The following is a 12,910-nucleotide window of genomic DNA, read 5'->3' as shown; positions in this document are numbered from 1 at the left end:
TCCGTCGTTGCCGGTGCATGAAGAAGATCATGATGCTGGCCGCGCTGCCCGCCGCCGCCCTTGCATTCGCCGCCCCCGCCGCGCACGCCGACGACGACTCGAACTTCGGGACCGGTGTGAACGCCGCGAACAACTGGAACTTCTCCGCCGCGTCCGTGTGCTTCCAGGAACTCGCCGTGGTGCCGGTGGGCAGCCCCTGGGTGGGCAACACGGTGAACCACTGCGTGAACGGCAACGTCCTGGACCCCTCCTGACGCGACACTGAGTGCCGGTACAGTTACTTTCCGTTCATCGCGTCCAGCTCAAGGGAAGACATCGCATGGCTGAGGGAACTGTGAAGTGGTTCAACGCCGAGAAGGGGTTCGGCTTCATCGCGCCGGACGACGGCACCCCGGACGTCTTCGTCCACTACTCCGCGATCGACTCGGGCGGCTACCGCAGCCTCGAGGAGAACCAGCGGGTCTCCTTCACGACCACGCAGGGCCCCAAGGGCCCGCAGGCCGACCAGGTCCAGGTCGCCTGACCGTCGCCTGACCCGGCTGCCGCGCCGAACCCAACCGGCATAACCCGAAGCCCCGTCCGGCATGGACGGGGCTTCGGTCATTTCCGGTGCGGTGAGGCTTACAGGCCGCCCTCACCCATTCCGTGCACGGCCGGGATGGTGCCCAGCCGGCCCTTCTGGAAGTCCTCGAACGCCTGCTGGAGCTCCTCGCGGGTGTTCATGACGAACGGACCGTAGTGCGCCATCGGCTCGCGGATCGGCTGACCACCGAGGATCGCGACCTCCAGGTCCGGGGTGTTGCCGTCCTGCTGCTCGTCCGCGCGGACGGTCAGCGAGGAACCGGCGCCGAACACGGCGGTCTGGCCCATGTGGACCGGACGACGGTCGGCACCGACCGAGCCCTTGCCCGCGAGGACGTAGACGAGGCCGTTGAAGTCCTCGCGCCAGGGCAGGGTCACTTCCGCACCCGGAGCCACCGTCGCGTGGATCATCGTGATCGGCGTGTGGGTGATGCCCGGCCCCTGGTGACCGTCCAGCTCACCGGCGATGACGCGGAGCAGCGCGCCGCCGTCCGGGGTCGTCAGCAGCTGCACCTGGCCACCGCGGATGTCCTGGTAGCGCGGGGGCATCATCTTGTCCTTGGCCGGGAGGTTCACCCACAGCTGCAGGCCGTGGAAGAGACCGCCGGACATGACGAGCTGCTCCGGCGGCGCCTCGATGTGCAGCAGGCCCGCGCCCGCCGTCATCCACTGCGTGTCGCCGTTGGTGATGGTGCCGCCACCGCCGTTGGAGTCCTGGTGGTCGAAGACGCCGTCGATGATGTAGGTGACGGTCTCGAAGCCGCGGTGGGGGTGCCACGGGGTGCCCTTGGGCTCGCCCGGCGCGTACTCCACCTCGCCCATCTGGTCCATCATGATGAACGGGTCGAGGTGGCGGTAGTTGATCCCGGCGAACGCGCGGCGCACCGGGAAGCCCTCACCCTCGAAACCGCTGGGCGCGGTCGAGACGGCGAGCACGGGACGTGCCACGGCGTCGGCCGGCGCGGCCACGCGGGGCAGGGTCAGCGGGTTCTCTACGGTCACTGCAGGCATGTCGGGACCTCCTTGTGCGTCGAGTTTAGTTGAGCGTTGAACTTTCTGCTACCCCACAACAGAAGAAGCCCGGAGGGCATTCCCTCCGGGCTTCCACAGGAGACGGGGCGATCGAGCGCCGCGGCGCGGGTCAGCCGTACATCCGGCGCATCGCGAACTCCACCATCTGCTCGACCGCCTTCGCGTCGAACACCATCCGGTGCTCGCCCTCCATGTCGACGACGAAGCCGTACCCCGTCGGCAGCAGGTCGATGACCTCGGCGCCGGTGATGACGAAGTACTTGGACTCCTTGCCGGCGTAACGGCGCAGTTCCTTGAGCGAGGTGAACATCGGGATCACCGGCTGCTGGGTGTTGTGGAGCGCGAGGAAGCCCGGGTTGTCACCGCGCGGGCAGTACACCTTGGAGGTCGCGAAGACCTGCTGGAAGTCCTCGGCCGCCATCTGCCCGGTGGTGAACGCGCGCACCGCGTCCGCGAGCGAGGGCGGCGACGGCTCGGGGTAGAGCGGCGGCTGCTGGCCGTAGCCGCCCACGCCACCGGCCATCTGCTGCTGGGGCGGGACGTACCCCTGCTGAGCGCCCACGTTCTGGTCGTAGCCGTACATGGGGGCAAGACTACTGAGTCACAGATGGACGGCTTGGGGTTGCTTCTTATTACCGGCGGGTAGCATCATCGTAGCTACTGCTTGGTACGCAGCTCGATACGCAGCTCAGTACACATCTCGTTGCACATATCTCTTACGGAGTCGTCGCCATGGGGCACTACAAGTCGAATCTCCGCGACATCGAGTTCAACCTCTTCGAGGTCCTCGGGCGCGACAAGCTGTACGGAACCGGTCCGTTCGCGGAGATGGACACGGACACCGCGAAGAGCGTCCTGGCGGAGCTGACGCGCCTCTCGGAGAACGAGCTGGCGGAGTCCTTCGCGGACGCCGACCGCAACCCTCCCGTCTTCGACCCCGAGACCAACACCGCGCCCGTACCGGCCTCCTTCAAGAAGTCGTACAAGGCGTTCATGGACTCCGAGTACTGGCGTCTCGGCCTGCCCGAGGAGATCGGCGGCTCCACCGCGCCCCGCTCCCTCATCTGGGCCTACGCGGAGCTGGTGCTCGGCGCGAACCCGGCCGTCTGGATGTACTCCTCGGGTCCCGCGTTCGCGGGCATCCTCTTCGAGGAGGGCAACGAGGTCCAGAAGCACATCGCGAAGATCGCCGTGGACAAGCAGTGGGGCTCCACGATGGTCCTCACCGAGCCCGACGCGGGCTCGGACGTCGGCGCCGGCCGCACCAAGGCCGTCCAGCAGGACGACGGCTCCTGGCACATCGAGGGCGTGAAGCGCTTCATCACGTCCGGTGAGCACGACATGTCGGAGAACATCCTCCACTACGTCCTCGCCCGCCCCGAGGGCGCCGGCCCCGGCACCAAGGGCCTGTCGCTGTTCCTCGTCCCGAAGTACGAGTTCGACTTCGAGACCGGCGAGCTGGGCGAGCGCAACGGCGTCTACGCCACGAACGTCGAGCACAAGATGGGCCTCAAGGCGTCCAACACCTGCGAGATGACCTTCGGCGACCGCCACCCCGCCAAGGGCTGGCTGATCGGCGACAAGCACGACGGCATCCGCCAGATGTTCCGCATCATCGAGTTCGCCCGCATGATGGTCGGCACGAAGGCGATCTCCACCCTGTCGACGGGCTACCTGAACGCGCTGGAGTACGCCAAGGAGCGCGTCCAGGGCCCCGACCTGGCGAACTTCATGGACAAGACCGCGCCCAAGGTCACCATCACGCACCACCCCGACGTGCGCCGCTCGCTCATGACGCAGAAGGCCTACGCCGAGGGCATGCGTGCCCTGGTGCTGCACACCGCCGCGATCCAGGACGAGATCCAGGTCAAGGAGGCCTCGGGCGAGGACACCGCCACCCTGGAGGCCCTCAACGACCTGCTCCTGCCGATCGTGAAGGGCTACGGCTCCGAGAAGGGCTACGAGCAGCTCGCGCAGTCGCTGCAGACCTTCGGCGGCTCCGGGTTCCTCCAGGAGTACCCGATCGAGCAGTACATCCGGGACGCCAAGATCGACACCCTGTACGAGGGCACCACCGCGATCCAGGGCCAGGACTTCTTCTTCCGGAAGATCGTCCGCAACCAGGGCGCGGCCCTCAACTCCCTCGCCGAGGACATCAAGAAGTTCCTCGCGCTGGGCACCGGCGGCGAGGACCTGGCCGGGGCGCGCGAGCACCTCGCCAAGGCGGCCGTCGAGCTGGAGGCCATCGTCGGCCTGATGCTGACCGACCTCGCGGCGACCGAGCAGGACGTCAAGAGCATCTACAAGGTGGGCCTCAACACCACCCGCCTGCTGCTCGCCTCCGGTGACGTCGTCGTCGGCTACCTGCTCCTCAGGGGTGCCGCGATCGCCGCCGAGAAGCTGGAGACGGCCCCGGCCAAGGACAGGGCCTTCTACACCGGCAAGATCGCGGCGGCGAAGTTCTTCGCGGCCACGGTTCTGCCCGGCGTGACCCTCGCCCGCAAGGTGGCCGAGGGCGTAGAACTGGACCTCATGGAGCTGGACGAGGCAGCCTTCTAGGCGGCCGCGAACACGTTCCAGGACAACACCGGTACAGCTTCGCGAAACCCCACATCGCCCTTGTGAGGGCCCGCTCCCGACACCGGGGGCGGGCCCTCGTACGTCGTTAAGGTGAACCCCATGAGCGAACCCTCCCGCTTCGACCGCGGCCACACCGACGACCTGATGTCCTTCCTGGCGGCGAGTCCCACGCCGTACCACGCCGTGGCGAACACCGCCGAGCGGCTGGAGAAGGCCGGATTCAGGCAGGTCGCCGAGACGGACGCCTGGGACACCGGGACGCCGTCGGCCGCCGCGGGGATCGGCGGCAAGTACGTGCTGCGCGGCGGCGCGATCGTCGCCTGGTTCGTCCCCGAGGGCGCCGCACCCCACACCCCCTTCCGGATCGTCGGGGCCCACACCGACTCCCCGAACCTGCGGGTCAAGCCGCGCCCGGACACCGGCGCGCACGGCTTCCGCCAGGTCGCCGTCGAGATCTACGGCGGCCCGCTGCTCAACTCCTGGCTGGACCGCGATCTCGGTCTCGCCGGGCGGCTGAGCCTGCGGGACGGTTCGACCCGGCTGGTGAACGTGGACCGGCCGCTGCTCAGAGTGCCCCAACTCGCCATCCACCTGGACCGTTCCGTGTCGGCGGACGGGCTCAAGCTCGACAAGCAGCGCCACCTCCAGCCGATCTGGGGCCTCGGGGACGACGTCCGCGACGGCGACCTGATCGCCTTCCTGGAGGAGGAGTCGGGGCTCGCGCCGGGCGAGGTCACCGGCTGGGACCTGATGACGCACTCCGTGGAGGCGCCCGCCTACCTGGGCCGCGACCAGGAGTTCGTCGCCGGTCCGCGCATGGACAACCTGCTGTCCCTGCACGCGGGCCTCGCCGCCCTCACCTCCGCCGCCGCGCACGAGAACCTGCCGTACATCCCCGTGCTGGCCGGCTTCGACCACGAGGAGAACGGTTCGCAGTCCGACACGGGCGCGGACGGGCCGCTGCTCGGCGGCATCCTGGAGCGCTCGGTGTTCGCGCGGGGCGGTTCCTACGAGGACCGGGCGCGGGCGTTCGCGGGGACCGTGTGCCTGTCCTCGGACACGGGGCACGCGGTGCACCCGAACTACGCGGAGCGGCACGACCCGACGCACCACCCGCGCGTCAACGGCGGCCCGATCCTCAAGGTCAACGTCAACAACCGCTACGCCACGGACGGTTCGGGCCGTGCGGTGTTCGCCGCGGCCTGCGAGAAGGCCGGTGTGCCCTTCCAGACCTTCGTCTCCAACAACTCGATGCCCTGCGGGACGACGATCGGTCCGATCACCGCGGCCCGGCACGGCATCAAGACCGTCGACATCGGCGTGGCGATCCTCTCGATGCACAGCGCCCGCGAACTCTGCGGGGACAGCGACCCGTTCCTGCTGGCCAACTCGCTGAAGGCGTTCCTGGAGGGCTAGTCAACTGCCGCCCGGCGCATGGGTGTTGTTTCCCCGGGTACCCGGTGTCCGACCGGGCCGACCGGACCGGACACAGGGAGGCGACACTCATGGGCCTGGGCGGATGCATCATCCTCATCGCCGTCGGCGCGATCCTCACGTTCGCGACCGACTGGCACATGCAGGGGGTCAATCTCGATCTGGTCGGCGTCATTCTCATGGTCGTCGGGCTGATCGGTGTGGCGACGTTCGCCAGCATGGCCCGGCGCCGCCGCGTGGTGATTCCGGGTCAGACGACGGTCGTCGAGGACGAGGAGTCGCGCGGCTACCGCGGTGGCTACGGCGCCTGAGCGGTCGCCGGACAGGACATGCACGCGCAAACCTGAGCAATCCGCGACGCGGTGCGCGATGGGCGCTTGTGTGAACCTCGTGAAGACTTTGTGCGGTTGAGGGCCCGGGGCTGAGGCAGCCCCGGGCCCTTCTCACGTTCTTCTGTCACAGGCCTCTGTCTCAGGCGTCCTTGTCGTCCATCCCCGCCAGCACCAGGGGGAGCCGGTCCGCGCCGCCCTCGGCGAGGCGGACCGGGACGCCCCAGTCCTGCTGGTGGACATGGCACGCGGGGTATTCGTTGGCAGGGTCGTCGTCGCAGGACGCGGCCATCGCGGAGACGTGCAGCACGCCTTCCGATACGGCCGGGTCGAGGGTCAGGGTGCGGTTCAGGTCCGTGCCGGCGCCCTCGCCCGCGAGGAGCAGCTCGGGCGGGGTCGCGGAGACGAGGAGCCGGGTCGAGGGGCCGTAGCGCGTGTCGAGCTTCTGGCCTGCCGGGGCCTGGAAGATGACGTCCAACTTCAGCTCGCCGGGGGCGACTTCGGTGGCCGCGCGCTGGGTGCGGTGGGCGACGGACTCGACCCGCACGGCCTCCTCCGGGAGGCGCAGCCGGGTCAGCCGGTGCCGGGCCGACTCGACGACGAGGATCTCGTCACCGGCGAGCACGGCGTCGCTGGGCTCTCTCAAGTCCGTGGCCAGGGTGGTGACTTCGCCGGTCGCGGGGTCGTAGCGACGCAGTGCGTGGTTGTACGTGTCGCTGATCGCGACCGAGCCGTCCGGGAGGACGGTGACGCCCAACGGGTGCTGGAGCAGCGCCTGTTCGGCCGGTCCGTCGCGGTGGCCGAAGTCGAAGAGGCCGGTGCCGACGGCGGTGTGGACGGCGCCGCCGACGTCCACCCAGCGCAGCGCGGAGGTCTCGGAGTCGGCGAGCCACAGCCGGTCGGCGGTCGCGGCGAGGCCGGAGGGCTGTGCGAACCAGGCCTCGGGTCCGGGGCCGTCGACGAGTCCCTCGTTGGTGGTGCCCGCGGTGACGGCGACCGTGTCGTCGGCCGGATCGTAGGCCCAGAGCTGGTGGACGCCGGCCATGGCGATCCACACCCTGCCCTGCCACCAGGCGACGTCCCAGGGGGACGAGAGGCTGATCTCGCGCGCGGGGCCCGCGGTGGGCTCGCCCTGCATCCACTGGCGGCCCGTGCCGGCGAGGGTCGTGACGGCGCCGGTGGTGAGGTCGAGGCGGCGCAGGGCGTGGTTCACGGTGTCGGCGACGACGACCGAGCCGTCGTCCAGGAGCGTGAGGCCCTGCGGTTCGTTGAAGGTGACCGAGTCGGCCGGGCCGTCCTGGAGGCCGCGGGCGCCGGAGCCGATCCGCCGGACGACCGTCTCGCCGTCCGCCGCCAGCTCGACCAGCTGGTGCCGGGTGGTGTCGCTGACCAGGAAGGTGCCGCCGGGCAGCGCGATCGCCTTGCCGGGGAAGCGCAGCACGGTGGGCTCGGGCTCCGGCGGCACGTACGGGCCGTCGCCGCGGCGGAGGGTGCCCTTCGCCGCGTGCTCGGTCTCCAGCTCCGTCACCAGGCGCTCGATGGCGTGCGCGTGGCCCTCGCCCGCGTGCTGTGCGACGACGTAGCCCTCCGGGTCGATGACGACGAGCGTCGGCCAGGCGCGGACGGCGTACTGCTTCCAGGTCGCGAGCTCCGGGTCGTCCAGGACCGGGTGCTCGACGCCGTAGCGCTCGACCGCGTCCACGACCGCCCGGTGCTCGGCCTCGTGCACAAACTTCGGGGAGTGGACCCCGATGATCACGACCGTGTCCCGGTGCTTCTCCTCCAGCTCGCGGAGCTCGTCCAGGACATGCAGGCAGTTGATGCAGCAGAAGGTCCAGAAATCCAGGATGACGATGCGTCCCCGCAGGTCGGCGAGGGTGTACTGCTTCTCGCCCGTGTTCAGCCAGCCGCCCTTGCCGGTCAGCTCGGGGGCGCGGACGCGGGCTCGGCGGGGCGTCGGGGCCGGGGTTGCATCGGTCATGGATCAAGAGTGCCACCCGCCACTGACAGTCACGACAGCGCGTGCCCCGTCGTCGCGTCCACGTGGTCGGGTACGGCCTCGTGGTGGTCGCCGACCGTGAGGGTGCCGGTGGGTTCGAGCAGGAGGATCTCGGAGGGGACCAGGGCGTAGGGCTTGTGCTCGGTGCCGCTCGGGACGGTGAAGACGGAGCCCTTGGGGAGGACGACCGTGCGTTCGCCGGAGCCCGGCTCCCGCAGGGCGATGCGCAGTTCGCCCTCCAGGACCAGGAAGAACTCGTCGGTGTGGTCGTGGGTGTGCCAGATGTGTTCGCCCTCGACCTTGGCGACGCGGACGTCGTAGTCGTTGACGGTGGTGAGGATGCGGGGGCTCCAGCGGTCGGTGAACGAGCCGAGGGCGGCCGAGAGGGAGACGGGTTCGGTGGAGTGCGTGGGTTCCGTGGTTGTCATGGGGTCAGCCTGCGGGGTGTCGGGGCGGCTCCACGAGTGCTAGGAATCGCATATGCCGCAAGAATCCTCTCAGCGCCCGCAGCGCCCCGATCCGTCTTCTCGACCTCATCGGGTCGCCGTCATCGTCGACGAGGGCACCAACCCCTTCGAGGTGGGCGTCGCCACCGAGCTGTTCGGGCTGCCGCGGCCCGAACTCGGGCTGCCCGGGCCGCTGTACGAGGTGCTGGTGTGCACGCCCACGCCCGAGGTGCGGATGAACCACGGGTTCTTCACCCTCTCCGAGGCGCACGGACTCGACGCCGTGGACTCGGCGGACACCCTCGTGGTGCCGGGGCGGCCGGACAACGTCGTACCGCGCGGGCCCGCGGTCCTGGACGCCATCCGGCGCACCCACGCGCGCGGGGCCCGTGTCATGAGCCTGTGCACCGGCACCTTCGCGCTGGCCGAGGCGGGGCTGCTGGACGGACGCCGGGCCACCACCCACTGGATGTGGGCCGAGCTCTTCCGCACCCTGCACCCGCGCGTGCGGCTCGAACCGGACGTTCTCTTCGTGGACGACGGCGACGTCCTCACCGCCTCCGGGAGCGCCGCCGCGCTCGACCTGGGGCTGCATGTCATACGGCGTGACCATGGCGCGGAGATCGCCAACGCGGTCTCCAGGAGGCTCGTCTTCGCGGCCCACCGGGACGGCGGGCAACGGCAGTTCGTGGAACGGCCGCTGCCCGATGTGCCCGACGAGTCCCTCGCGCCGCTGCTCGCGTGGGCGCGGGAGCGGCTGGGCGAGCCGTTGACGGTGGCCGGCCTGGCCTCCCGGGCGGCCGTCTCCCCCGCGACCCTGCACCGGCGGTTCAGGGCGCAGCTCGGGACGACGCCCTTGGCGTGGCTGACCGGGGAGCGGGTGGCGCTGGCGTGCCGGCTGATCGAGCGCGGGGAGGAACGGCTCGACGTGGTCGCGGCGACCTGCGGTCTGGGCAGCGGCGCGAACCTCCGGATGCGGTTGCGGAGAGAGACCGGATTGAGCCCGTCGGCCTACCGGCGGCGTTTCGGACCCGCGTCCGGGGAAGCCGTAAGGGCATGAGATTCCTCGTACGCGATCGGATCCTCGGCTTCGGTGAGGATTACTGGATCGAGGACCAGCACGGCAACAAGGTGTTCCTGGTCGACGGCAAGGCCATGCGCATCAGGGACACCTTCGAGCTGAAGGACACGCACGGGCGCGTGCTCATCGAGTTCCACAAGAAGATGCTCGCCCTGCGCGACACGATGGTCATCGAACGGGACGGCGAGCCGCTGGCGACCATCAAGCACAAGCGGTTCTCCCTGCTGCGCAACCACTACCGGGTGTCCCTGGTCGACGGCACCGAACTCGACGTCAGCGGCAAGATCCTGGACCGCGAGTTCGGCGTCGACTACGACGGCGAGCTCCTCGCCCAGATCTCCCGCCGCTGGCTGCACCTCCGGGAGACCTACGGCGTCGACATCGTCCGGGAGGACGCGGACGCGCCCCTGCTCATCGCGGTGGCGGTCTGCGTGATCCACCTGGCGGAGAAGGAACGGGAGGACTAAGGAGCGGGAGGACTAAGGAGCGGGAGGACTAAGGAGCGGGAGGACTAAGGAGCGGGAGGACTAAGGAGCGGGAGGGCTGACGGCCCGTCCGGGACGACCGACGCCCTGACGGAGACCGCCGCTCACCCGGCTCGGCGCGGAGGCTCCAACCCCAGCACCCGGTCCTTGAGGGCCGGGAACTGGTCCCTCGTCACGCCCACCTTCGCCGGGTCGAAGTCCACCGTCAGGATCTGCTCCCCCGCGCCCGCCTCCGCGAGGACCTCGCCCCAGGGATCGACCACGATCGAGTGACCGGCCTGGGGAACTCCGGCGTGGGTACCGGCCGTTCCACATGCGAGGACGAAGGACTGGTTCTCGACCGCGCGGGCCTGCGCCAGCAGGGTCCAGTGGGAGCGGCGGCGCTCGGGCCAGCCCGCGGGGAGGACGAGGGTCTCGGCGCCGGCGTCGACGAGGCCGCGGAAGAGTTCGGGGAAGCGGAGGTCGTAGCAGGTGCCGAGACCGATGACCGTCTCGGGCAGACGGACCGTCACCAGCTCGCTGCCCGCGTCCATCAGCACGGCCTCGCCCTTGTCGAAGCCGAAGCGGTGGATCTTGCGGTAGGCGGCGGCCAGTTCACCGGAGGGGGAGAAGACGAGGGACGTGTTGTAGAGGGAGCCTGAGTCCGTGGCGGAGCCGCTGTCGGATGCTGTGCGCTCGGGGATCGAGCCCGCGTGCAGCCACACGCCCGCGTCGCTCGCCGCCTTGGCCATCGCCTCGTAGGTGGGCCCCTCCAGCGGCTCGGCCTCGTCGGCGAACCGCTCGTAGGCGAACGCACCCGTGGTCCACAGCTCCGGCAGGACGACGAGGTCCGCACCCGCCTGCTCACGCACCAGGGACGCCACCCGCACCCGGCGAGATTCGACCGATTCGCGCTCTTCTACGGCGATTTGAAGGAGAGAGGCGCGCACACTACCACCGTCCTGGCATTCGAGCCGTTCACACGGGCCTACGATCGTCACACGAAAGCACTGCCGGGGTGCCTCACAGCAGCGTAACTTAGCGTTCCAAAGCACCCGCCGACAGCCACCTCCCGCTGGCAACGCCGCCCGCCACCAACCTGTACCGACCGCTGAGGGGTCCCGTTTCCGTGAGTCTGCATCCCACTCTCCAGCCCTACGCCGACGCTTGGACCCACTCCATCGACGCGATATCCGAGCTGGTGACCCCGCTCGCGGAGGGAGAGTGGAACCGGCGAACGCCGTGCCCGGGCTGGTCGGTGCGTGACGTGGTCTCCCATATCATCGGGCTGGACAACGAGATGCTGGGCGACCCCCGCCCGATCCACACCCTCCCGCGCGACCTCTACCACGTCAGCAACGAGCACCAGCGGTACATGGAGATGCAGGTCGACGTACGGCGGCACCACACGGCGCCGGAGATGACGTCGGAGCTGGAGTACACGATCATCCGCCGCAACCGCCAGCTGCGGAACGAGTCGCGCGACCCCGGCACGAAGGTGCGCGGCCATGTCAGCACCGAGGTCACGCTGGAAGAGTCGATGCGGAACCACGCGTTCAACGTGTGGGTGCACGAGCAGGACCTGCGCGCCGCCCTCGGCCGCCCCGGCAACCTGGACTCGCCCGGCGCGCACATCGCCCGTGACGTGCTCCTCGACGCGCTCCCGAAGGTCGTCGCCGACGACTCGGGCGCCCCGCGCAGTTCGGCGGTCGTCTTCGACGTGCACGGCCCGATCGAGTTCCTCCGCACGATCCGCGTCGACATCCAGGGCCGCGGCACCCTGGAGACGGCCCCGGCGCTCGGCCCGGCGGCGACGCTGATCCTCGACTGGGAGACGTACGTGCGGCTGGCCTGCGGGCGGGTCTCCCTCGACTCGGTGTCGGACAAGGTCAAGGCGGACGGCGATCCGGAGCTGTCGGCCTCGATACTGCGGAACTTCACGGTCACCAAGTAGGAACGGTCACCGGGCGGGAGCGGCGCGGGGAGCCGGAGCGGCGCGGGGAAAGGGAACGGCGCGGGGAGCGGCCGGGTGGAAACTCGGTGTTGCCGGCCCACCGACTGTCGTTAGCCTCCGCCGCATGTCTGACGTGACGTCCACCGGTACAGAGACCGCCGACCGTACAGAGACCGCCGACCGTGCCGAGGCCGCCGAGCCCGGCGACGGGCCTCCCCGGCTCACCCGGCTCACCTTTCACAACCCCCTCTCCGAGGCGCGGGCCGACCGGATCGTGCGGCGGCTGGCCGGTGCGGGGCCGCGCACGGTGCTCGACATCGGGTGCGGCTGGGGCGAGTTGCTGCTCCGGGTCCTGAGCGTCGTACCGGAAGCGCGGGGTGTCGGGGTCGATGTGAACGCGCGGGACCTGGCGCGCGGGCGGCGGGACGCCGAGGCGCAAGGGCTCGCGGAGCGGGTGGAGTTCGTCGAGGAGTCGGCCGTGGGGACGGGGCGCGGGCCCGCCGATCTCGTGCTGTGTCTGGGCGCGAGCCAGGCTCTCAGCGACGCGGAGCCTCCCCGGCACACCGTCGAGGCGCTGCGGGAGCTGCGGCGGCTCGTCGCCGACGGGGGGCGTGTGCTGCTCGGTGAGGGGTTCTGGCAACGCCCGCCCACGACGGCCGAGTTGGCCGGCATGTGGCCCGAGGCGCGTGCCGACGAGCACCACGACCTGGCGACGCTCCTCGATCTCGCCGTGGCGGCCGGGTTCCGGCCCGAGTGGACCGAGACGGCGAACGCGGACGAGTGGGAGGAGTTCGAGTCGGGGTACCAGGCGGACGCCGAGGTCTGGCTCGCCGGGCACGGCGACCATCCGCTGGCCGCCGCGACCCGCGAACGCCTCGACCGGCACCGGGCCCAATGGATGAGCTACCGGGGCGTGTTGGGGATGGCCTACCTCACGCTCGTGGCGGCCTGAGACTCGCGGCGACCCGCACTCATGTCGACCTGAGACTCATGTCGACCCGCACTCATG

14 protein-coding genes are annotated in these 12,910 nt (G+C 70.1%); 9 read left to right on the top strand and 5 right to left on the bottom strand.

What is annotated here, in order from left to right:
- Positions 1 to 17 precede the first annotated feature (17 nt).
- Positions 18 to 254, top strand: coding sequence for a hypothetical protein (locus tag OHT77_RS23495; RefSeq protein WP_328830465.1), 237 nt, complete (start codon positions 18 to 20; stop codon positions 252 to 254).
- Positions 255 to 319: 65 nt separating this feature from the next.
- Complete coding sequence (locus OHT77_RS23490; RefSeq protein ID WP_266770310.1) at positions 320 to 523, top strand: cold-shock protein; 204 nt, start codon at positions 320 to 322, stop codon at positions 521 to 523.
- Positions 524 to 621: 98 nt separating this feature from the next.
- Here the strand turns inward: OHT77_RS23490 and OHT77_RS23485 are convergent, their stop codons facing one another.
- On the bottom strand, positions 622 to 1,593 hold the full coding sequence (locus OHT77_RS23485) for a pirin family protein (RefSeq protein ID WP_328830464.1): 972 nt from the start codon (positions 1,591 to 1,593) through the stop codon (positions 622 to 624).
- Between the two features lie 130 nt (positions 1,594 to 1,723).
- On the bottom strand, positions 1,724 to 2,197 hold the full coding sequence (locus tag OHT77_RS23480) for an SseB family protein (protein ID WP_019073480.1): 474 nt from the start codon (positions 2,195 to 2,197) through the stop codon (positions 1,724 to 1,726).
- 149 nt (positions 2,198 to 2,346) lie between these two features.
- Here OHT77_RS23480 and OHT77_RS23475 point away from each other — a divergent pair, with 149 nt between their 5' ends.
- The 3 genes from OHT77_RS23475 (at position 2,347) to OHT77_RS23465 (ending at position 5,939) form a co-directional block, all read left to right on the top strand.
- Positions 2,347 to 4,173, top strand: a complete 1,827-nt coding sequence (locus OHT77_RS23475) for an acyl-CoA dehydrogenase (RefSeq protein ID WP_328830463.1) — start codon at positions 2,347 to 2,349, stop codon at positions 4,171 to 4,173.
- Positions 4,174 to 4,293: 120 nt separating this feature from the next.
- Complete coding sequence (locus OHT77_RS23470) at positions 4,294 to 5,610, top strand: M18 family aminopeptidase (protein ID WP_266770320.1); 1,317 nt, start codon at positions 4,294 to 4,296, stop codon at positions 5,608 to 5,610.
- Positions 5,611 to 5,699: 89 nt separating this feature from the next.
- On the top strand, positions 5,700 to 5,939 hold the full coding sequence (locus tag OHT77_RS23465) for a DUF6458 family protein (protein WP_328830462.1): 240 nt from the start codon (positions 5,700 to 5,702) through the stop codon (positions 5,937 to 5,939).
- A gap of 160 nt (positions 5,940 to 6,099) precedes the next feature.
- Here the strand turns inward: OHT77_RS23465 and OHT77_RS23460 are convergent, their stop codons facing one another.
- Together OHT77_RS23460 and OHT77_RS23455 are read right to left on the bottom strand one after the other, a co-directional pair.
- A complete protein-coding gene (locus tag OHT77_RS23460) occupies positions 6,100 to 7,938 on the bottom strand; it encodes a thioredoxin-like domain-containing protein (protein ID WP_328830461.1) in 1,839 nt (612 codons plus the stop codon).
- Positions 7,939 to 7,967: 29 nt separating this feature from the next.
- On the bottom strand, positions 7,968 to 8,384 hold the full coding sequence (locus OHT77_RS23455) for a cupin domain-containing protein (protein WP_328830460.1): 417 nt from the start codon (positions 8,382 to 8,384) through the stop codon (positions 7,968 to 7,970).
- 52 nt (positions 8,385 to 8,436) lie between these two features.
- Between OHT77_RS23455 and OHT77_RS23450 the strand changes: the two genes are divergently transcribed.
- The gene (locus OHT77_RS23450; protein ID WP_328830459.1) at positions 8,437 to 9,462 is read left to right on the top strand and encodes a GlxA family transcriptional regulator; all 1,026 of its coding nucleotides are present in this window, start codon (positions 8,437 to 8,439) and stop codon (positions 9,460 to 9,462) included.
- Positions 9,459 to 9,950, top strand: a complete 492-nt coding sequence (locus OHT77_RS23445; protein WP_328830458.1) for an LURP-one-related/scramblase family protein — start codon at positions 9,459 to 9,461, stop codon at positions 9,948 to 9,950. Before OHT77_RS23450 ends, OHT77_RS23445 begins: the two co-directional genes overlap by 4 nt.
- A gap of 122 nt (positions 9,951 to 10,072) precedes the next feature.
- Here OHT77_RS23445 and OHT77_RS23440 read toward each other — a convergent pair whose 3' ends face one another.
- Positions 10,073 to 10,897, bottom strand: coding sequence for a carbon-nitrogen family hydrolase (locus tag OHT77_RS23440; protein ID WP_328830457.1), 825 nt, complete (start codon positions 10,895 to 10,897; stop codon positions 10,073 to 10,075).
- A 179-nt stretch (positions 10,898 to 11,076) separates the two neighbouring features.
- On the opposite strand from OHT77_RS23440, the gene OHT77_RS23435 reads away from it, so the two are divergent.
- Both OHT77_RS23435 and OHT77_RS23430 read left to right on the top strand, forming a co-directional pair.
- Positions 11,077 to 11,901: a maleylpyruvate isomerase family mycothiol-dependent enzyme gene (locus OHT77_RS23435; protein WP_328830456.1), complete on the top strand. Its 825-nt coding sequence runs from the start codon at positions 11,077 to 11,079 to the stop codon at positions 11,899 to 11,901.
- Positions 11,902 to 12,025: 124 nt separating this feature from the next.
- A complete protein-coding gene (locus OHT77_RS23430; protein WP_328830455.1) occupies positions 12,026 to 12,853 on the top strand; it encodes an SAM-dependent methyltransferase in 828 nt (275 codons plus the stop codon).
- The last annotated feature ends 57 nt before the right edge of the window (positions 12,854 to 12,910 follow it).

This window comes from Streptomyces sp. NBC_00252 (genome assembly GCF_036187565.1).
In the GTDB taxonomy this organism is placed as follows: Bacteria; Actinomycetota; Actinomycetes; order Streptomycetales; family Streptomycetaceae; genus Streptomyces.
Note: the sequence above shows the minus strand (reverse complement) of the source record. Positions and strands in the feature narration are given on the sequence as shown.